At 41.7% G+C, this 20,363-nt stretch carries 19 protein-coding genes and 2 pseudogenes; 6 read left to right on the top strand and 15 right to left on the bottom strand.

Features of this window, described 5'->3' with window-relative positions:
* Positions 1 to 96: 96 nt before the first annotated feature.
* From NXM86_RS09910 to NXM86_RS09945, 8 genes are all read right to left on the bottom strand, one after another.
* Positions 97 to 1,968 carry a PTS fructose transporter subunit IIABC gene (locus tag NXM86_RS09910; protein ID WP_205423795.1) on the bottom strand — a complete coding sequence of 624 codons (1,872 nt, stop codon included), beginning with the start codon at positions 1,966 to 1,968 and terminating at the stop codon, positions 97 to 99.
* Positions 1,969 to 1,996: 28 nt separating this feature from the next.
* Positions 1,997 to 2,908 (bottom strand): 1-phosphofructokinase, encoded by a 912-nt coding sequence (pfkB, locus tag NXM86_RS09915; RefSeq protein WP_062754244.1) that lies wholly within the window; start codon positions 2,906 to 2,908, stop codon positions 1,997 to 1,999.
* The gene (locus tag NXM86_RS09920; RefSeq protein WP_062754246.1) at positions 2,905 to 3,657 is read right to left on the bottom strand and encodes a DeoR/GlpR family DNA-binding transcription regulator; all 753 of its coding nucleotides are present in this window, start codon (positions 3,655 to 3,657) and stop codon (positions 2,905 to 2,907) included. Before NXM86_RS09920 ends, pfkB begins: the two co-directional genes overlap by 4 nt.
* A 160-nt stretch (positions 3,658 to 3,817) precedes the next feature.
* Positions 3,818 to 5,659: a bifunctional diguanylate cyclase/phosphohydrolase gene (locus tag NXM86_RS09925; RefSeq protein WP_498957936.1), complete on the bottom strand. Its 1,842-nt coding sequence runs from the start codon at positions 5,657 to 5,659 to the stop codon at positions 3,818 to 3,820.
* 209 nt (positions 5,660 to 5,868) lie between these two features.
* On the bottom strand, positions 5,869 to 6,444 hold the full coding sequence (locus tag NXM86_RS09930) for a DUF5317 domain-containing protein (protein WP_498957937.1): 576 nt from the start codon (positions 6,442 to 6,444) through the stop codon (positions 5,869 to 5,871).
* Between the two features lie 249 nt (positions 6,445 to 6,693).
* Complete coding sequence (locus NXM86_RS09935; RefSeq protein ID WP_073967954.1) at positions 6,694 to 6,855, bottom strand: FeoB-associated Cys-rich membrane protein; 162 nt, start codon at positions 6,853 to 6,855, stop codon at positions 6,694 to 6,696.
* Positions 6,856 to 6,906: 51 nt separating this feature from the next.
* Positions 6,907 to 8,904: a ferrous iron transport protein B gene (gene feoB, locus NXM86_RS09940; protein ID WP_328267785.1), complete on the bottom strand. Its 1,998-nt coding sequence runs from the start codon at positions 8,902 to 8,904 to the stop codon at positions 6,907 to 6,909.
* Positions 8,905 to 8,907: 3 nt separating this feature from the next.
* Positions 8,908 to 9,129, bottom strand: coding sequence for a FeoA family protein (locus tag NXM86_RS09945; RefSeq protein ID WP_309218025.1), 222 nt, complete (start codon positions 9,127 to 9,129; stop codon positions 8,908 to 8,910).
* A 300-nt stretch (positions 9,130 to 9,429) separates the two neighbouring features.
* Here NXM86_RS09945 and NXM86_RS09950 point away from each other — a divergent pair, with 300 nt between their 5' ends.
* Complete coding sequence (locus tag NXM86_RS09950; RefSeq protein ID WP_498957939.1) at positions 9,430 to 10,389, top strand: bile acid:sodium symporter family protein; 960 nt, start codon at positions 9,430 to 9,432, stop codon at positions 10,387 to 10,389.
* A gap of 28 nt (positions 10,390 to 10,417) precedes the next feature.
* Here NXM86_RS09950 and NXM86_RS09955 read toward each other — a convergent pair whose 3' ends face one another.
* A complete protein-coding gene (locus NXM86_RS09955; protein WP_062754254.1) occupies positions 10,418 to 11,353 on the bottom strand; it encodes an endonuclease I family protein in 936 nt (311 codons plus the stop codon).
* Between the two features lie 330 nt (positions 11,354 to 11,683).
* On the opposite strand from NXM86_RS09955, the pseudogene NXM86_RS09960 reads away from it, so the two are divergent.
* A pseudogene (locus NXM86_RS09960) lies at positions 11,684 to 11,839 on the top strand (hotdog family protein); the annotation flags it as partial.
* Here NXM86_RS09960 and NXM86_RS09965 read toward each other — a convergent pair.
* Positions 11,833 to 11,925, bottom strand: a pseudogene (locus NXM86_RS09965) (metallophosphoesterase); the annotation flags it as partial. The pseudogenes NXM86_RS09960 and NXM86_RS09965 overlap by 7 nt on opposite strands.
* Positions 11,921 to 12,421 (bottom strand): YkoP family protein, encoded by a 501-nt coding sequence (locus tag NXM86_RS09970; protein ID WP_233131692.1) that lies wholly within the window; start codon positions 12,419 to 12,421, stop codon positions 11,921 to 11,923. The gene NXM86_RS09970 and the pseudogene NXM86_RS09965, both read right to left, overlap by 5 nt.
* Before the next feature lie 67 nt (positions 12,422 to 12,488).
* Between NXM86_RS09970 and NXM86_RS09975 the strand changes: the two genes are divergently transcribed.
* From NXM86_RS09975 to ykzB, 3 genes are all read left to right on the top strand, one after another.
* A complete protein-coding gene (locus tag NXM86_RS09975; protein WP_498957940.1) occupies positions 12,489 to 12,704 on the top strand; it encodes a hypothetical protein in 216 nt (71 codons plus the stop codon).
* A gap of 212 nt (positions 12,705 to 12,916) precedes the next feature.
* On the top strand, positions 12,917 to 13,075 hold the full coding sequence (locus NXM86_RS09980) for a Fur-regulated basic protein FbpA (RefSeq protein WP_498957941.1): 159 nt from the start codon (positions 12,917 to 12,919) through the stop codon (positions 13,073 to 13,075).
* Positions 13,076 to 13,077: 2 nt separating this feature from the next.
* Positions 13,078 to 13,215 carry a protein YkzB gene (ykzB, locus tag NXM86_RS09985; protein WP_498957942.1) on the top strand — a complete coding sequence of 46 codons (138 nt, stop codon included), beginning with the start codon at positions 13,078 to 13,080 and terminating at the stop codon, positions 13,213 to 13,215.
* Between the two features lie 165 nt (positions 13,216 to 13,380).
* Here the strand turns inward: ykzB and NXM86_RS09990 are convergent, their stop codons facing one another.
* Genes NXM86_RS09990 through NXM86_RS10000 form a run of 3 tightly spaced genes read right to left on the bottom strand, consistent with a single transcriptional unit; the run spans position 13,381 to position 16,884 of the window.
* A complete protein-coding gene (locus NXM86_RS09990) occupies positions 13,381 to 14,562 on the bottom strand; it encodes an iron-containing alcohol dehydrogenase (RefSeq protein WP_498957943.1) in 1,182 nt (393 codons plus the stop codon).
* 15 nt (positions 14,563 to 14,577) lie between these two features.
* Entirely contained in the window at positions 14,578 to 15,426 is an 849-nt protein-coding gene (ahlS, locus tag NXM86_RS09995; protein ID WP_498957944.1) for an AhlS family quorum-quenching N-acyl homoserine lactonase, read from the bottom strand.
* A 24-nt stretch (positions 15,427 to 15,450) separates the two neighbouring features.
* The gene (locus NXM86_RS10000; protein WP_498957945.1) at positions 15,451 to 16,884 is read right to left on the bottom strand and encodes an aldehyde dehydrogenase family protein; all 1,434 of its coding nucleotides are present in this window, start codon (positions 16,882 to 16,884) and stop codon (positions 15,451 to 15,453) included.
* Positions 16,885 to 17,115: 231 nt separating this feature from the next.
* Here NXM86_RS10000 and NXM86_RS10005 point away from each other — a divergent pair, with 231 nt between their 5' ends.
* Complete coding sequence (locus tag NXM86_RS10005; RefSeq protein WP_498957946.1) at positions 17,116 to 18,825, top strand: sigma-54 interaction domain-containing protein; 1,710 nt, start codon at positions 17,116 to 17,118, stop codon at positions 18,823 to 18,825.
* 22 nt (positions 18,826 to 18,847) lie between these two features.
* On the opposite strand, the gene xylB is transcribed toward NXM86_RS10005, so the two are convergent.
* Positions 18,848 to 20,347, bottom strand: a complete 1,500-nt coding sequence (xylB, locus tag NXM86_RS10010) for a xylulokinase (protein WP_061579256.1) — start codon at positions 20,345 to 20,347, stop codon at positions 18,848 to 18,850.
* Between the last annotated feature and the right edge of the window lie 16 nt (positions 20,348 to 20,363).

Below are 20,363 nucleotides of genomic sequence, written 5' to 3' on the forward strand. Positions count from 1 at the left end.
TTATTGTACTATAAATTACTCTTTTATTCATGAAAAATTCATGAGAATCATCCTTCTATAAAAAAGCTGAGCGACAATCCCGCTCAGCTTTTTCTATTATTCCTCTACTTCTTTTTTCCACAAGCCAACCATCAAAGCAGTAATGATCGAACCGATCAAAATCGCTAATACGTATAATAAAGAACTTCCTTTTACAATTGGAATAACGAAAATTCCACCATGCGGAGCTGGAAGGCCAATGTGAAACAACATCGTCAGCGCTCCGCTGACCGCAGAGCCGACAATGATGGATGGAATGACGCGTACCGGGTCGGCTGCCGCAAACGGAATCGCCCCTTCTGTAATGAACGTCGCTCCCATGATATAGCATGTTTTTCCAGCTTCACGTTCCGCTTTTGTAAATTTCTTTTTAAAGAATGTCGTCGCAAGAGCCAGCCCTAACGGCGGCACCATTCCTCCGGCCATGATCGCTGCGTGCGGAGCATAATTTCCAGCATCAATCATAGCAATCCCAAACGTAAATGCCGCTTTGTTGATCGGGCCGCCCATATCAACCGCCATCATGCCGCCAAGAATCGCGCCAAGTAAAATTAAGTTTGCCGTTCCCATATTTTCAAGCCAATGCTTCATTGCCTCATTTAACGCCTTCACTGGATCGATAACAACATACATCATAATAAGTCCCGTAATGAAAATGCCAAAAAGCGGATAAAGCAACACTGGTTTGATTCCCTCAAGCGACTGTGGCAGATGGCTAAATACTTTTTTCAACCCAACCACTAAATACCCGGCAAGAAAGCCTGCGATTAACCCGCCTAAAAAGCCGGCGCCGCCATTTGCCGCCATGAAACCGCCTACCATCCCTGGCGCAAAACCAGGCCGGTCCGCAATACTCATGGCAATAAAACCAGCAAGCACTGGAATCATCAACGCAAAGGCGTTTCCTCCACCGATATCCATAAGCGCTTTCGCTATCGGATGATACGACGGATCTTTTGGATCAAACGCTTTAATACCGAAGATAAACGATATCGCAATCAAAATACCTCCGCCGACAACGAATGGAAGCATGTTGGAAACTCCGTTCATTAAATGTTTATAAAATCCTGTACGCGGCTTTCCTACCGTTGTCGCCTCTTTCGCGCCGCTTCCTTGATAAATCGGCGCATCCTGTCTGAGAGCTTGTTCGATTAGCTCTTTCGGTTTACGAATCGCTTGCGCAACCGGTACTTGAATCACATGTTTTCCTTTGAACCGCTCCATTTCCACTTGCTTATCCGCCGCAACGATGACCGCAACCGCTTCCTCAATATCTTGCTTGGTTAATTCGTTTTTCACTCCGCTAGAACCGTTTGTTTCTACTTTTATATCCACATCCATTTCCGCTGCTTTTGCTTTTAAAGCATCTGCCGCCATATACGTATGAGCGATTCCTGTCGGGCAAGCAGTAACGGCAATGACTTTTTTGCGCTTCGAAGGTGAAGATGCCGTATGTTCTGCTTCTTTCGTTTCCTCTGCCTCTTTTTCTGCAATCAACCGAATAAATTCCTCTTCGTTTGAAGCGCTTTCAATCCGCGCGCGGAAAGAGGAATCCATTAGCATGGACGACAAGCGGGCAAGCGCTTCTAAATGTGTATTATTCGCTCCTTCTGGCGCCGCAATCATAAAAAACAAGCGGCTCGGTTTTCCATCAAGCGCGTCATAGTCAATGCCGCTCTCAGAACGGCCAAACGCTACGGCAGGTCGCTTTACCGCGGCTGTTTTCGCATGAGGAATGGCAATTCCATCACCGACACCGGTCGTGCTTTGCGCTTCACGCGCAAAAATCGCTTCTTTGAACGCTTGTGCGTCACGCAACACTCCCGCTTCTTGCAGTTTCGCGACAAGTTCATCAATTACTTCTTCTTTTGTTTTCGCTTTCAATTGGAGAATAATTGTTTCCTTTGTAAGCAAATCGGTAATTTTCATCAAAATGGTCCCCCTTTTTCATATGACCTTAGAAACGCATGACATTTACTTCATGTACTAGCTGTTCGACACAGTCTTTTGTGCATAAATCTTCAGAAAATGCCGTTGCACTTCCAGATGCGACACTATAAGCAAACGCTTCTTCCAAACTTTTTCCGCTTGTATACGCCGCAAGAAACCCCGCCACCATCGAATCACCGGCACCAACGGAATTTTTTACTGTTCCCTTCGGTGCCTCAGCAAATAATGTCATTTCTCTATTAAAGTAGAAAGCGCCATTTCCTGCCATCGAAACGATGACATTTTCTACACCTAATTCCACTAACCGGCGGCCATAGACCATGATCTCGTCTTTCGAGTGAAAAGTCGTATCAAACAGCTCGGCTAATTCTTTATGATTTGGCTTTGCCAAAAATGCTTTCCGCATGAGCAATGATTTTAATGCCGGGCCGCTTGTATCTACGACGACTTTTGCTTTCACTTTTTTTGCTTCGTCAATGATTTTCCCATAAACGTCCGGAGACAAAGAAGACGGTATGCTTCCTGCCAAAACGACGATATCATTTTCCGTTAATGCGCGAATTTTTTCCATGAATTCCGCTTCATGTTCCGGCTGAATCATTGGCCCTTGACCGTTAATTTCCGTTTCTTTTCCTGATTTTAGCTTCACATTAATGCGCGTATTCCCTGGCACTTCGACAAAATCACAGGTAATGTTTTCGCTTTGTAATTGTTCGATAATGAACGCACCGGTAAATCCGCCGATAAATCCTAACGCCGTGCTCTCTATACCGAGCCTCTTAAGAACACGGGAGACATTGATCCCTTTTCCACCGGGGAATGTCAACGTTTTCACAGCACGGTTTAATTCGCCAATGCGAAGCTCGTCCACGTGCACAATATAATCAACAGATGGATTTAATGTACATGTATAGATCATTTTGTCACAACCTCTACTGCTGTTTTTGCTTTATATGGTTCTAGCCATTCTTCAGCTAATTCATTCGTAATCAGCGTCGCCTCATGCAGTTCAGCGATTTTGGCAAACGCGCTTTCATTAAGTTTTGAATGATCGGCAAGCACATACGCTTTTTGGGATAGCTGCATTGCTGTATATTTTACCATCGCCTCTTCCGGATCAGGCGTTGTGTACCCATATTCGTAGTGAACGCCGTTGGCGCCGATAAAACATTTGTCAAAACTATAGCTTTTTAATGATTGCAATGCGCCGCGGCCAATGAGCGCTTTCGTTTTCTTTTTCATAAAACCGCCAAGTAAATATGTCGGAACGTCATATTCCAAAAGCATATCCAAATGCATAATACCATTCGTCACGACAACGATATCTTTGCCATGCAGATGCGGAATCATTTCGAACGTCGTCGTCCCAGCGTCTAAATAAATGCAATCACCGTTTTGCACAAGACTTGCCGCATACTCAGCAATCCGCTTCTTTTCTTGTATATGTTTTGTTGATTTTTCTAAGACGCTTAATTCTTCCCGCTTCTTTTGAAGAAGTGTTGCTCCACCATGAATACGCCGCAATTTTTTCTCTTTTTCCAACTGCGTTAAATCTCGGCGAATCGTTGACTCCGATGAATTAGTCGCCTCGACTAGCTCTTGCAGCTTCACTACTTCTTTTTCTGCGAGAAGCTCCAATATAATGCGGTGACGTTCTTCTGTGAGCAACTATTCCACCTCCTCGGATGGAAATGATCATTTTATACTTTTATCATAAACGAAAGCGGTTTAAAAATCAATCATTTTCAATCAAAATCTTTCAAATTAAGTCATGTATAATCAAAAAAACATTCAAATTCAATCATTTTCGCAAAAATGAAAAGCTGCCTCATTGGACAGCTTTGTTATCATGATATTTCTCCGGTTGTTCATGAACACGCGATAAATATTTTTCTTGAATAAACTTTGTAAATAATTTAGCGTAAAAGGGATCGAACTGTGTGCCTGCGCAACGCATAATTTCGGATACTGCCTCTTCAAACGTTTTCGTGCGTTGGTACGGCCGTTCTGTCGTCATCGCATCGAAAGAATCTATAATACATAAAATACGAGCAAGTTTTGGAATTTCTTCTCCTTTAAGTCCATATGGATATCCTTTTCCGTCATAGCGCTCATGGTGAAGTTCGACAAGGGGAATTAAATCATCAAACTGTTTTTCCGCTGCGATAATTTCTTTTCCCCATGTTACATGTTTCTTCACAATCTCCCATTCATGCCGTTCCAATTTTCCTTCTTTGTTTAGAATATCCCTTGGCACTTCGATTTTTCCAATATCATGAATTAACGCTCCTAAAACAAGCGTTTGTCTTTCATGGTCGGTTAAATCAAGCATTTGGCTGAATTCGGATGCATATTTGAATACCCGTTTACTATGACGATATGTATAAACATCTTTCGATAAAAAAAACTTTACTTGCTGCTCAAGCATATCCAGATTTTCTTTAAATTTTATTTCATCAAAGCAAAGGTTATGTTCTTCGTATACTTGTACATTATTTTTTCCTTGTGCTTTTGCGTAATAAAGCGCCTGGTCTGCTTTATGAATTAGTTCACCGCTGTCATACATGCTTCTTTCCATCTCGGCAATTCCGCAAGAAAACGAAAGACAGCGGTAAGGAACATGCTCCACCCCAGAAAAGTATGTATCATTTATTTCTTTCCGCAATCGGTCTAAAAACGAAAATGCTTCTTCCTTTGTTGTACTGGGCATTAAAATGGCAAACTCCTCGCCGCCGTAACGAGCTGCTATAAAGTCTGTTCCGTCTACCGCTTTTTTCAGCATCTCACCAAAAAACTGCAACAGCTTATCTCCTTGTAAATGTCCATTGCGGTCATTATATTTTTTAAAATCATCTAAATCCAATAAAGCTAAACTAAATGGTTGTTTTAATTTTTTCGCGTCGGCAAACTGTTCTTGCAATGTCTCTTTAAAATAACCATGATTATAAAGCCCTGTTAAATGATCCTTATTGGCACGCTCTGATACTTCCTGATATAAATAAAGAAATTTTCGAAACACCGCCGATAAAATAACGACTAAAACAGTGAATAAAAACAGACCAAAATACCGTTTTTCATTTAATAAAATCGCTAAAACAAGGGATAGTAGTAACGTAACGCAATAGCTAATAGCTGATTCTAACAAAACTCCTAAATCAAAAGTTCCTTTAAATATGCGATCAAAAAAAACAAAAAATAAAAACATTAAACAAATGTTTAAACTAAAATAAACAACTAGACTAATCATGTACGGAAGCAAATTTTGAGTATTTATTTCACCAACATGCCCACCGGAAAATAAAAATGAATAATAGGCACCGACAATCATAATGGAATACATAGAAAAATTAAATAAGTGCTTCCACCATAACATTTTACGCTTATAGAGAAATTCAATAATGCTGCTAATAAGTAAAACATTCATCGCTAAATCAATGCCGTGTAAAAACACCACTGCTAAATAAATCGCCGAATCCATCGAAAACGAATTATCTTTTGGAGGAAGATGGATTAAAAACTTGTTTAGTAAAATAATAGATCCGGATAACATATAAATGAAAACCCAATCCTCTAAGGATTGAGCAGTAAAATCACTTTCTACTAAAAATATACCTGATCCTATCATTGCAATAATCGTTAAGTATATTTTTGCATATTTTTTAACATACATTATATAATCACTCTCATTTTTCACAAAATTTCAAGGAGAAGTTGTTGAATAACTTCTCCTGCATCCAATAAACCTAGTTATTATATTAGCTACCAATTTTATACCCAGACGTCAACGCAACTATAACAGAGCCGATAATAAATAGATTAATAAGTACTTGTTTTACTTTCACACTCATGCTTTTCCCTCCTTATAATATTATAATTTATTTATCTACTCGCAGGGGCGGTAGATGTGTTTTTGTTAGGTGCGCTAAGCATTAGATGCTGAATAAATAAAAATGCCCCTACGTTCATTACGACATCGCCAATGCTGATGACTTGCTGACGCGGATATGGCGGTGAAAGCGGAATAATATCACCTAGAAACGGCAACAACGTCTCTTGCGTAATCGCTTGATGTTTGCCGTACACTCCCGCTTGCAATGCATCTATGTATTCACGGCCGAGAAATTGTGCAGCCTCAACCGACACAGGCATCCTTCCGCCGTTTACAGCCATAACGATAAAATTTAACAGCACTCCCGCAAAAATAACAATAAATCCAGGCTGGTTTCGGTTAAGCCAAAGAAAAAGAAGGCCAATCACATATACGAGAAGAAATAAGGTGTTGCTTAGTTTGGCAATAATCGCAACTTTATCTTGCAAGGCAAAAATAACGAACTGCACCACCAACAATAATGGAAACAGCCATCCCCCGCGCAGCTTCATATGCGCAAGCCCTTTCAAACTTCCTCCACGAAAAAAACCGATCACAAGCGATAATAAAATGCCATCATAAACCATTATGTTTTCTCCTCATCATCACATACACAGAAGATTCTATGTTTTCAAAACTATTTTCTTCTATACTTCATTAATATCGATTTTTTTCGACAATGTAAATAGTACTTTTTGACTATTTATAGTAATTTTTTTCTATTTTCCCTAAAATTCACGGTTATTAGATGCTCTTTCCAACTAAATTCGACATTCTTATCTGCAAGCACAAAAATGAGGATTCTCTATACTATTAATAGAGAATCCTCATATTATTTATATACGATTTTCTTGTTGGTAAGGCGTGCAAGAACCTTGACAATTATCAGCAAGAGAGCAACTAGCACATTTTCCTTTTGAACTTTTCTTAATGTGGCGGACAAGCATCCAACCGGCATAACTAAAAATAACGCCACCGATTACAATATTTGCGATCATCGTTCTCGCCTCTTTTCCCAAATAATATTACTAGTCTTCGAGACTATAGACTCATGAAAATCCAAGCAACGTTCCACCTTGATAAATAACGAAAGAAATCACGTACGCAATGCTTAACGCGCAACCGATCGAAATAAACGTCCATTTTCGCGACCCTGTTTCTTTGCGAATGGTCGCAACAGTTGCTAAACAAGGAACATAAAGAAGAACAAACGTCATAAAGCTAAGCGCAGATAATGGCGTAAAATGCTGTGCCATTACTCCTTGTAACAAGTCCATATCTTTCGCATGATAAATAATATTCATCGTCGAAACAACGACTTCTTTTGCTAAAAATCCCGTAATAAGCGATGAACCGGCTTGCCATGTTCCAAAACCAAGCGGCGCTAAAATCGGTGCAATCACACCGCCTATCACCGCGAGAAAACTATCATCCATGGAAACACCAATTCCTTTTGGCCCAACATAGGTCAATAACCAAATCGCAACCGATCCTCCGAAAATAAACGTCCCCGCTTTCCGTATAAATCCTTTTCCTTTATCCCATGTGCTTCGCCACAACGTCAATGCTTGCGGCATTCGATATGGCGGCAGTTCAATAACGAAAATAGAACTTTCATTTTTGAATAAGGTGGAAGAAAATATTTTTGCAAGACCGAGTGCGACAACAATTCCTAATACATATAGCGAAAACACGACAATGGCTTGGTTTTTCGCAAAAAATGTACCAGCAAACAACGCATATACCGGCAGGCGCGCTGAGCAAGACATAAAAGGCAATAATAAAATCGTCAACAACCGTTCTTTCGGCTGCTCAATCGTCCGCGCTGCCATCACGCCCGGAACGTTACAGCCAAAACCGATAATCATCGGAATAAACGATTTTCCATTTAAGCCGATCGCTTCCATAAAGCGGTCCATTACCATTGCGACACGCGCCATATATCCGGAATCCTCTAATAGAGAAATGAAAAAGAATAAAATGAAAATTTGCGGTACAAATACAAGCACCCCGCCAACACCGGAGACAATTCCGCTAAGTACAAGCTCTTTAATAAATGGCGATGCTCCTATAAGCGATAACAGTTTTGACAGCCAATCGGTTAATGGGCCGGAAAAAAACTGATCAAGCAAATCGGCAAGCGGTGTGCCAAGCCAGTCAAACGTTAGCATAAACATGATATACATAAATAATAAGAAAATCGGCAAACCTAAATATTTATTCGTTACAATTGCATCGATTTTCTCCGTTAATGTAAGCGGATTTTGTTTAATGGCAACCGTCGATTTTTTGATCACATTCGTAATCCATTTGTCGCGCACTTTATAAATATGCTCTGCTAAAGTGCAGCCAAGCGTTTGTTGTACGTTATCGCGAATCAATATAAGCGGAGCAATATCTACATATGTCTGTAAATATGCATGAACTCGCTTATTTCCTTCTAAAAATTGCAACGCAAGCCACCGCTTCGAAACCGGTAAATCATCAGGAAGTTGTTCGCCTATTTTTTGAACAGCAACCTCAACATCGGCCCCGTAATCAATAGAAAATTGGTGTTCGTTTTGTTCGGATGCAGACAAAATAGCGCGAACAAGCTCTTTTGTCCCTTTTCCCGTCCGCGCAATAACCGGAATCACCGGGGCATTGATGCATTGTGAAAGCTTTTTTGCATCTACTTTTATTCCGCGCTTTTCTGCGACGTCAATCATATTTAATGCCATAATCAGCGGTTTGCCAAACTCAAGCAGCTGAACAGTCAAATGCAAATTCCGCTTTAATTGGGAAGCGTCCACAATGTTGACAATCGCCGAGAACGATTCTGTTAATAAAAATTCGGTCGCTACGCCTTCATCTCGTGAAAGCGGTTGCAACGAGTATATCCCTGGGAGATCAACGACGGGAACACCATGCTGGCGAAGCATGCCAACCTTTTTTTCTACCGTTACCCCGCTCCAATTTCCGACATATTCATAAGATCCTGTTAAATTATTAAATAGTGAAGTTTTCCCTGTATTTGGATTGCCAAATAACGCAATAGATGATGACATCGATTATTTCACCCCAATACAAGCCGCCTCTTTACGTCGAAGACAAATATACTGGCCATCTACTTCTACCATTACTGGGCCGCCAAACGGCATCATGCATTTGACACAAACTTTTTCTCCTTCACGCATCCCCATATGAATAAGACGTTGTCTCACTACTTCATTGGTTACTGCCAGATTTGTAATAACGGCCTGTTCCCCTTGTTGAAGATCAGTCAAAACCATTTTTTCCGTCCCCCAGACAACAATGACTCTTTTTTTCAATCAGCAATATTTAATAAAGTGGTGTTTTGTATAGAACAATAATGATTATTTTTCTCAATTGATATAATATCACAATTTGAAATTTTAGAAGTGATTTTTTTCACACTCGTCACAATAAATTCACGAATACAATGAGATGTATGTACCTGTCTAGAGGAAGGAGGAGGCTAATTACACTAAAACAAAAAATTGTGTATAATTGAATTTTTCAGAATAATATATATAATATTTTTATACTCACTACATAAAGGAGGACAAATAATGGAAATATTAGCCAAATTCAGCAATTTTGTTGGAAACACCTTTGCTGTCTGGGTGCTTCTTTTTGCCGCTCTTGCTTTTTATGATCCAAACGCTTTTACATGGATCGCTCCATACATAGTCCCGCTGCTTGGCGTTGTCATGTTTGGCATGGGTCTTACCTTATCACCCAATGATTTTAAAGAAGTATTCAAACGCCCGGCAGAGGTGCTGATCGGTGTAGTCGCCCAATTTCTCATTATGCCTCTTGTCGCTTTTTTGCTTGCTCGTTATTTGCCGGTTTCGCGGGAAGTCGCCCTTGGCATTCTTCTCGTCGGCTGTTGTCCGGGTGGAACAGCATCTAACGTGATGACCTATTTGGCCAAAGGAGATACCGCGCGGTCGGTCGCCGTGACATCCGTTTCTACGATACTGGCGCCGATTTTGACGCCGTCGCTGATGTTGCTGCTTGCCGGAAAATGGCTGTCCGTTTCTGCCGCGGCATTGTTTTGGTCAATTGTAAAAGTTGTCCTAATTCCGATTATTTTGGGGTTGATTGTGCAAGCCCTTTTCCAAAAGCAAGTGAAAGCGTTCATCCCAGTCCTGCCGCTCGTTTCTGTCATTGCGATTGTCGCCATTGTCGCGGCTGTCGTCGGGCAAAACCAGCAGGCAATTGCAAAAAGCGGGCTTGCCATCTTCTTAATCGTCGTCATTCATAACGGGCTTGGATTATTGCTTGGCTATTGGTTTGCAAAATTATTTCGTTTGTCAGCGCCAAAGCAAAAAGCGATTTCCATTGAAGTCGGCATGCAAAATTCCGGGCTTGGGGCCGCGCTCGCAACCGCTCATTTTTCACCGCTTGCTGCTGTTCCAAGCGCTATTTTCAGCGTCTGGCATAACATTTCCGGTCCGATTGCCGCAACCTATTTCCGTAAAAAAAGCGAGAAGGAAGAAGCAGAACAATCGACGTTTTCGGCATAAAAACTGGTTCCCCACGGGGAACCGTTTTTTATGGCACCAATTTGATCGGAAACACAATTCGTTCCGCAAGCGATGGGATATCAATGAACGGATTGCGATTTCCTTGAATGAGAAAAATAGCGCGGTTGCGATGCTTCTCATAAATGGTAACGGGAAATTCCTGATGCCAGCGAACAAGAAGGGGAACGTCAATTTTGTGGCGAAACGCTTTTGCGATTGTGTTCGGATAGCGAAGCAGAAAATACAGCATTGCCCGCGCCACCGTTCCTTTTCCGTATTCTGGTTCGAAATAACCGTTTTCCGCAACGCCACAGCGGTTTTGAATCTTTTCTTCCGGTGACTCCGGCTTGTAAAACGAAAAATCGGCGTACGGAAAGTTAGAGCGTAACGTATTGCATTTAGGATGGCAGACAAAGAGATGGTGCAAATCCCCTTTCATCGGCTCTCTTGCTCCAAACCACGATTGCGGAACGACATGTTCAGCGTTAAACTTCCATTGCTGTTCGATTTTTTTTATTCGCCTAATTTCTATTTGTTCCCATTCTCTCGCTTTTTTCAGTAATTTCCGAAATTCGTCATGTCGTTTTTTCATCGTGTCGTAATCTTGAATAATTAATATCTTCGGATCTTTTCTCTCCCCCGAATATATGCTTCTTACTGACCCATCTGGATACAAATCAACCCATGTATACAAATATTCATCTTTGCTGAAAAAGTAAGGCAGCCTTCGCTTATGCGTCCGTGACACCAGCCTATGATACATAACAAATAACGTTAGTCCATCCCCATCTACAGGTACACGACGATAATATTGCTCCATCGCTTGGCGATCTTCTTGTTCATCATAATACACATTCTCATTAACTTCGATATATTGCTGGTTTTCTTGCAATATCGCTATTTGTTCACTACGGTCATCTCCTTGCCATTGCTGGAGTTCTTCCAACTGTTTCCGTATTTCCACCGTTCCACCCTACTTCCTCTCCCTGTTCCTTTTCTCTTTTTGTATACAGTTTACCATGGACGCTTTCGTTTGGTTATCCAAAAAATAAAGTTCTCCCTTTTTATTTCGGCGAACTTTTTTAATGAAGCTTACCGCACATCACAAACAACATGACACCAAAAAGAACAGCAGCCATCCCTGCCGCATGAACGCAGGGACTAATTTTGTACGCGCATATTTCATTACCTGCAAACCCAAAATCGTGCATAAGGCCACTGTATTATTTATATTATTTAGAGAATTAAGTAAAATATAATCCAAAACAATGAATAAATGAAAGGGGAATAAGAAATGAATTTGAAGCCTGGAGATGTATTTACTTGGCAGCGTACGTTCACAGAAGAAGAAATATTGCAATTCGCCCAATTATCTGGCGACAAGGGAAGACATCATATGGAACGCGATGAGAAAGGGCAACTTATGGTTCACGGGTTATTTACCTTTAGCTTTTGAAATACCTTCAAGTACGGAACTAACTTTGGAATACTTCGTTTACGATCAAGGAAATCTCCGGTTAAGGCAATCAAGTCAAGAGGAAAAACGGAGCTGTGAAACGACAATCATAGGAATAAATGCGATTGTTTTAAACCATTTGTAAAACGGATTCACAATCGAAAATGTTTCAAAACCCAATCGCTCACACCCTTTGTTTAACATTGTAATCCCAATAATTCCTTTAATTTCAGAAAACTGTTCATGATTGCGCAAGTAATTTGCAATATAAGGAAGCCCTTCTTTCACTTGTTCATAAATGTAACGACCTTTTTTAATTTCGCTGTTTAAATGAAGAAGTTCACGGATTAAACGAATATTATGCAAATGAATTTTTAATAGCAGGTCGTTTTTTTGAATTTTCGTGCCATCTGATAGCACAACTTCTCTTCCTTTATACTTCGTTACACGAACACGAAAAATAGACCGAAAGCCGTTCCATGTATCTTCAACGTACTCAAGCCTTGAACATGCATAATAAATTGGGTCAAATGCGCCCCAAACCGCCAAAGCATACTGCCTCGCTTTCGCTTTCATATGCTCCCCTCTTCCGGTTATTGTTGATTTACATTTACATTGTGAGACATTTGCCCGTTGTTTATAAATGGATAAAAAAGGAGATCAGCAAATAGGAATTGGCGCTTTTACCGAATTGTTAAAAAAAATTTCTCCTAACGATCCGATTGATTATTACGTTCTTTGCGGGAAAAATGAGCAAATATACAAACAACTGCAAAATGAAAACCACCCGCGCCTCATCCCTCTTCCTTATATTTCGTCGCGTCAGGAGCCGATAGAGATCACTTTTTTAAATTTATAGGAATCATCTTTATTCGTCACCCTCTCCACCCCGCTATGTTATATCTTCTAAATTATACTGATTTTTCGCCATTCATAATTATTTTTGTAAAGAAAATTAACATATTTTTTAATTTTATTGTAAAGTGGTTTAACAAAATTAATGTAGTATGAAGAAAAACATCGTAATATTAAAAGAAATAAATACGCGGAGGGAAAAAGAGGGGAAAACTGATGCGCGCAGCAATTACGAAACAAAAGCGATTTTATATTGATAAGCTGTTGCAAACTGGCTTGTTTCACGACTCTGCTGCACTAAAACAATGGACGGTGAGTGAATTGCGGCGCGAATATGAACAGTACGGGATACGAATGAAGAAACGAGGGGAATGAACATGGACCCAAAAGCTCTTGAACTGGCCAGACGGATCGTAGAACTTGATTTGCAGCGCGACGCGATGTTGGAGCAGCTGATTCAATTAATCGGTGATCGCGCTTATGAAGTGTTGCGTTTTATACAAAACCGCATATGACGCTCAAATAAGAGCGAAGGGAAGCTGTCTGCTTCCCTTCGCCGCTTAACGATATCAAGCAAGTTATTTTTCTCAATTCGAATCGCCAAATAGAGCAGAAAATTTTCTTTGCCTGCTCACAAGCGTGGAATACTCATGTATTTACGCAAATCCAAACGCACCCTATTATTTCGGTTCTGTTACCACACCCTGAAAAGCGGATTGGTAAATCGTCCGTATATCGTCCTCAAGCAATGGAAGCGGACTGCGTGCAAGCAGTCGTTTCTGCTGAGCGGCATCTTTCGATAAGCTTTCCAATGCGCTCTCTGGAATGTTAAATCCGCCAAGCGTTCTCGGGATGCCGACATCACGGACGATTCGCTCCAGCTCTTCGACACACCGGTAGGAAGCTTCTTCTTCGGAAAGAAAACTTGAGTTTCCCCCTAGCGCATTTAAAATATCAGCCATCCGTTTCGTGCAGCTTTTGCGGATATATCCCATCACATACGGAAGCAATACCGCATTCGATTCGCCGTGGGCGATATGAAACTGTCCACCGAGTGGATAGGCAAGCGCGTGAACTCCTGCGACGCCCGCGTTGAAAAACGCCAATCCAGCCAAATAGCTGCCGTTGCTCATATCGATCCGCGCTTGTTTATCCGCGCCATTTTCCACTGCTTTCCGCAGCGATCGCGCAATCAAACGAATTGCCTGTAGCGCTAAACCGTCTGACGTCGGGCTTGCGTTGACAGACACATATGCTTCTACTGCATGAGTCAGTGCGTCAATGCCTGTCGCGGCTGTGACGCGCGGTGGAACAGAAATGGTTAGTTGTGGGTCGACAATCGCTACGTCCGCTAATAAATAATCATGTGTCACCACATCTTTTGTCGTATCCAAAGAGAGTACAGAAATATTTGTCACTTCTGACCCGGTCCCTGATGTAGTCGGAATTAATATTTTCGGCAGGCCTTTTTTCTCAACTTTTTTCGTTCCCGTTAAATTAAGGTAATCGGCTACTTTCCCTTCATGTGCAGCCAAAACCGCCGCCAGTTTCGCCAAATCCATCGCACTTCCGCCGCCGACGCCGATAATGAGGTCAAACTTTCCTTCCTTCGTAAAGGAAACTAATTTCTCTCCCGTCTCCAGCGGAGGTTCCGGCACTACATCTGTATAAAGCTGAACGTCATACCCACGTTGTGCAAGCGGATCTGTCACACGTTGAACAAGGCCGATTTTCTCTAACGCTGGATCTGTCACGACTAGTATTTTCTTCGGAGAAAACCTCTCCACTTCCGGAAGCAAGTTATCCAATGCCCCCCAGCCGACATAGTTCAGCGGTGTAAATACAATTCGCGAAACACTCATTTCACTTCTCCTTTCTTACTCGTAATAGCCTTCCGTAGATTTGCGGAACTTTCTGAATTGTTCAGAATCATGACCGAACCATACTTGCGAGTTCGTTTCCCGTGCAATTCTCCGAATTCGTTCGACCGTATTCATATAACCAAGGGAGTCATAAATAATGCCTGGCGGCTTAATTGGCGGCCCGTAGCTTTCTGCCGTATAAATCGCATCCGAAGCGAGAATGATCCCGCCCGTCTCTGGAAGCTCCACATGCAATCCAAGCATTCCCCACGCATGGCCGCTTCCAAAGTTTAAAATTTTGACCCCCTCAGCGAGAATAATATTATCTTCATGACGTTTCACTGTGCGCCATTGGAGGTTATTTTTAATCCATGCATCAATGTCGGCCCAAATATATGCGCCTTCCTTTTGGTTACGAGCATAACATTGAAGAGCGCCATTGAATTCGTCTTCATGTACAATGATCGTCGCGTTTGTAAACATTTCTAGGCATCCTGCATGATCCAAATGTAAATGCGAAGCAACGACATATTTAATATCTTCCGGTCTTACTTTTAACTGCTCTAGCCGATTGTGAAGATAGCATTCTTCGCTTGCCGTCCACGGAAACATTTGTTGAGTCGCTTCCGCCCATCTCCCTTGAGGTCCCATCGAATTTGGATTACAAGCTGTATCAAACAAGATTTTTCCTTCTGGATGATCAATTAAAACTGTATAAATCGGAAACTCCACAAACTCCGTTTGCGCATTCGGGTTATGAACCGTCGCTGGATTATGCATAGCAATCATCCAGTTTTTATCCATTCTCATTCTCCCGTTATCCATTACATAAAGTTTTGGGCGCGATTTTATCATGTTGGACATAGGAACTCTCCTCTCTTTTTTTATTTAAAAATCTGTTTTAATCGAAACAAACTTTAATTCCGTCATTTCTTGTACAGCATATTTAACTCCCTCACGTCCGTAACTGCTCTCTTTCACCCCGCCATACGGCATATGGTCGACGCGGAACGTAGGGATGTCATTGATAATCACGGCACCAGATTCAATCTGCCGCGCTGCATATAAAGCGCGATGAATATTGGTTGTGTAAATCCCGATATTCAGTCCATATACAGAATCATTGACCATTTCAATAGCCTCTTGCAATTCTCGATACGGAACGATCGACACAACCGGCGCAAAAACTTCCTGGCACGAGACTGCCATATCCTTTTTTACGTCAAGCAACACCGTCGGTGAATAGATTGAACCATTTCGTATGCCGCCTAATCCAATTTTCGCTCCGGATTGAACCGCTTCTTCCACCCATGATTCAATGCGCTCCGCCTCTCTTTGGTGAATCATTGCGCTAATGTCCGTGTCTTCATCTAAAGGATCGCCGACTTTGAGCTGTTTGGCCCGTTCAATAAAACGTTTGCAAAATTCTTCGTAAATCGTTTCATGTACATAAACGCGCTGAAGCGAAATACACACTTGGCCGGCGTAAGAAAACGCTCCTTCCACACATCGCGGAATGACTTTGTCCAGCACAACATCCGGTTCGACAATTAACGCCGCGTTCGAACCAAGTTCGAGCGTCACTTTTCTTAATCCTGCCTTTTGTTTAATGAGTTTTCCGACTGACGCACTGCCGGTAAACGTAATTTTTTTCACTCTTTCATCCATTAACAAGGCATCACTAAGTTCACTACCGCTGCCTGTTATGACCTGCAATGCCCCATCTGGGAGACCTGCTTCTTGAGAAATTTCAGCGATCGCCAGCGCGCTTAAAGGGGTTTGTTCCGCCGGCTTTAATACTACCGTATTCCCCGCGGCAAACGCCGGACCAAGTTTATGGGCAACTAGATTAAAAGGAAAGTTGAAAGGAGTAATGGCCACGACAACCCCCAATGGTTCACGCCATGTCATTCCTATCCTGCCTTCTCCACCGGGAGCGGCATCCATTGGAATCGTTTCCCCATAAATCCGTTTTGCCTCTTCCGCCGCAAATTGGTATGTAACAATCGTTCTCTCCAGTTCCCCTCGGGCAGTACGAATCGGCTTCCCTGCTTCCTTAGCAACAATCCGCGCCAACTCTTCCTTGCGTTCTTTCAATAACTGCGCAACCCGGAATAAAATTTCCGAACGTTGATAGGCAGGTAGATTCTTCATCGTTTGAAAAGCTCGATGCGCCCCTGAAATCGCTTTTTCCACATCGCCCGCATCTGCCATACTGATGCGCGCTAATAATTGTCCATCATAAGGAGCGCATAATTCATACGTTCTTTGCTTTTTTACCCATTTTCCATCGATAAATAATCCTTTTGTTTCTTCGAGCATTCGCTTCCCCTCCTTTGTTTTTGTTCATTCAATAATAATGCAAATACCGTGCCAAGACTTAGTATATCCATAAAATAAATAAATTTTTTAACATATAAACAATAAATATGGTGAAAAAAATCACCGTAAAAAAGGAAAAGCTTGAAAAAACATCGAATAGGATTAGTAGTGATTTTTTTCACCACATGTTGAATTTTTTCACCATTAACAAAAAATAAGGAGGTCCTCTGTATGAAACAAACAATCATCGATCCGCATATATGGGAGAGCATTTTTTTCTCTATCCATAACGGGGTCATTGTTGTAGATCGAAACGGGAAAATTTTATTAATCAACGCTTCTGCCAAAAAACTTCTCCAGATAGAAAACGAAAATTGGGAAGGAAAAGATATTCGAGATCTTATTCCAACTACTCAGCTTCCTCATGTGTTAGAGAACGGAACAAGTTCGATTGGAGTAAAGATGAACATCGCGGGACGCCAATGTCTCGTCAATCGAACTCCATTGTACCGAAATGGCGAACTAATTGGAGCGATCGGTGTCCTCGAAGATATATCGCAAATGGAACACTACCATACTCTTTTTAAGCAAATGGAAACAATTATTGAATTTTCTACAGATGGCATTTATGTTGTCGACCAAAACGGTATAACGACAATGGTAAACTCTGCTTATGAAGCCATTACAGGTTTCCGTCGAGAAGAGCTTGTCGGGAAGCATATGTATGATCTAGTGAAAAAAGGATATATTGATCAATCCGTTTCTCTTCTTGTTTTACAACAAAAAAAACGAATTTCCATTTTGCAAAAAATAGGTGGAAAAAAAGATGTCATTGTCACTGGAAACCCTGTTTTCAACGAACAGGGAGATATTGAAATGGTCGTGACAAGCGTTCGGGACATCTCGCATCTCATCCAAATGAAAACAGAACTAGAAAAAGCAAAAAGTTTCTCGGAAATGAGCCAACACCGCTATACCTTTTCCATCGATGGCTCAAAGGAACAAATCGTCTTTCGCAGCCCGTCTATGAAACAGCTTTTTGATAAAGTCGAACAAATTGCTCCTTACCCTACTACTGTTTTACTAACCGGTCCGTCTGGCGTAGGGAAAGAAGTCATCGCCAATTTGATTCATCATCTAAGTCCGCGAAAAAATAAACCGTTTATTAAAGTAAACTGTGGAGCTATACCAGAACCATTACTCGAATCCGAATTATTCGGTTATGAAAAGGGAGCATTTACAGGAGCGCGACAAGACGGAAAAATCGGCCTGCTGGAACTAGCAGACAAAGGAACCATTATGCTTGATGAAATCGGGGAAATGCCATTATCCTTGCAAGTAAAGCTGCTGAGAGCATTGCAAGAAAAACAAGTTCAACGAATCGGAAGCCATAAAACAAAAAAACTAGATGTGCGTATTATCGCCGCAACAAACCAAAATTTGAAAGAGCTTATTTCGCAAGGAAAATTTCGTGAAGATTTATATTATCGGCTACAGGTCATCGAAATGTATATTCCTCCATTGGCTGAACGACCTGAAGATATCGAGCCGTTAATTGACCATTATTTTTCATTTTATTGCAAGCTATACCGCATCAATAAACATTTATCTCCTAAAACAAAAGAGATTTTGCAACGTTATCACTGGCCTGGAAATGTAAGAGAGCTGAAAAACCTTATGGAAAATATGGTCGTTTCCATCCCATCCCAACTCATCGAACCTCACGACCTTCCATTGCACATTTATGACCAAACGACAGATACGCCCCCACTCACGCTCAAAGAACGCGTCGAACAGTTTGAAAGACGCCTCATCCAAGAAGCAATTGAAAAACATACATCGCTGCGTAAAGCAGCGAAACAATTAGGAATCGATCATTCCACACTCGTGAAAAAACTTAAAAAGTGGAAGAAAGATGAAAAAACGTTGCGCCGGTGCTAATGCACCGGCGCGCACAGAAAAATTAGTTCCGAAATGCTTTTAACTTTTTCGTAATCTCTTTCGTTTGCGGATAAATTTCTCGATAGATGGCAAACAACTCCTGATAACGTTCGACGACTTCTTTTCTTGGTTCAACAACCAATTCTACTTGTTTAAACACGTCCGAACATTGCTCTAACGAGTTGAACCAGCCGCAGCCATATGCGGCAATCATTGCCGCTCCCATTCCCGGACCTTGCTCATTTTTTAACTTTTCTACCGGAGTAGCGAATATATCCGCTTGCAATTGCAACCATTCGATGCTTTTCGCTCCTCCGCCAATCGATACGACCGACTTTACTGACTTCCCGCTTGCTTTAATAATCTCGACAGACTCATTTAACGAAAAAGTAATTCCTTCCATCACCGCGCGTGCAAAATCCCATTTCGTTTGCGACGAGTCAATGCCGATAAACGATGCACGGATATCCGCATCGGCATAAGGAGTTCGTTCCCCTACCAAATATGGAGTAAACAACAATCCATTGGCGCCAATCGGCGACTCATATGCCCGTTTGACAATATCGGCAAACGATACATCTGTCATAAACGTACGTTTCCACCAATCAAAGCTGTATCCAGCGGCTAATGTCACACCCATAATATAATACGCGTTCGGCTTGGCGTGGTTAAAATAGTGGACTTTCCCGGCAAAATCTTTATTTCCTGTTTGCTCGTACGCCAAAACGACGCCGGATGTACCGATGCTGCACATCATATGCCCTTCCGATAAAATTCCTGCGCCAACTGCACCGCAAGCATTGTCGGCACCGCCGGCAAAAACTTTTACATTTGTAGATAATCCAGTTTCTGCGGCGATTTCCGGAAGCAATGTTCCGACATATGCCGTTGATTCGACTAAAGGAGGGCACAAGCGCATATCAATTCCGAGAACATCACAAATATGCTGGCTCCACGTCTTTTTTTCTATATCCAACAACAGCGTCCCTGCCGCATCAGAATACTCCATTGCAATTTGTCCAGTAAGACGGAACCGGACATAATCTTTCGGCAACAAAAACGTGTATGCTTGTTGGTAAAGATGTGGCTCATGCTTTTTCACCCATAATAATTTTGGTAGCGTAAATCCTTCTAGCGCGCGGTTTTTCGTAATCGATAATAACGTTTCTTTTCCCACTTTCTCCTCGATTTCCCGACATTCTTCCGTTGTTCTCGTATCATTCCACAGAATGGCATTTCGTAGTACGTTCCGTTCCTTATCTAAAAGCACAAGCCCATGCATCTGGCCCGAAAAACTCAATCCACAAACAGAGTCAGGAGAAATATTGGAAACCTCTAATAACTTTCTTAAAGCAACAATCGTTTTTTTCACCCAATCCTCGGGATTTTGTTCACTATATCCGGAATGGGGCTGATATAAGGGATAAGTTTCTGTCCACTCTCCCTTTACATTCCCATTCCGATCCACAAGCAGCACCTTTACCGCACTTGTCCCTAAATCCACACCAATGACGTGATCCAAGACCATCCCTCTTTTC

Origin of the sequence: Geobacillus sp. CX412 (assembly GCF_027942335.1) — a bacterium.
Classification (GTDB): Bacteria; Bacillota; Bacilli; order Bacillales; family Anoxybacillaceae; genus Parageobacillus_B; species Parageobacillus_B toebii.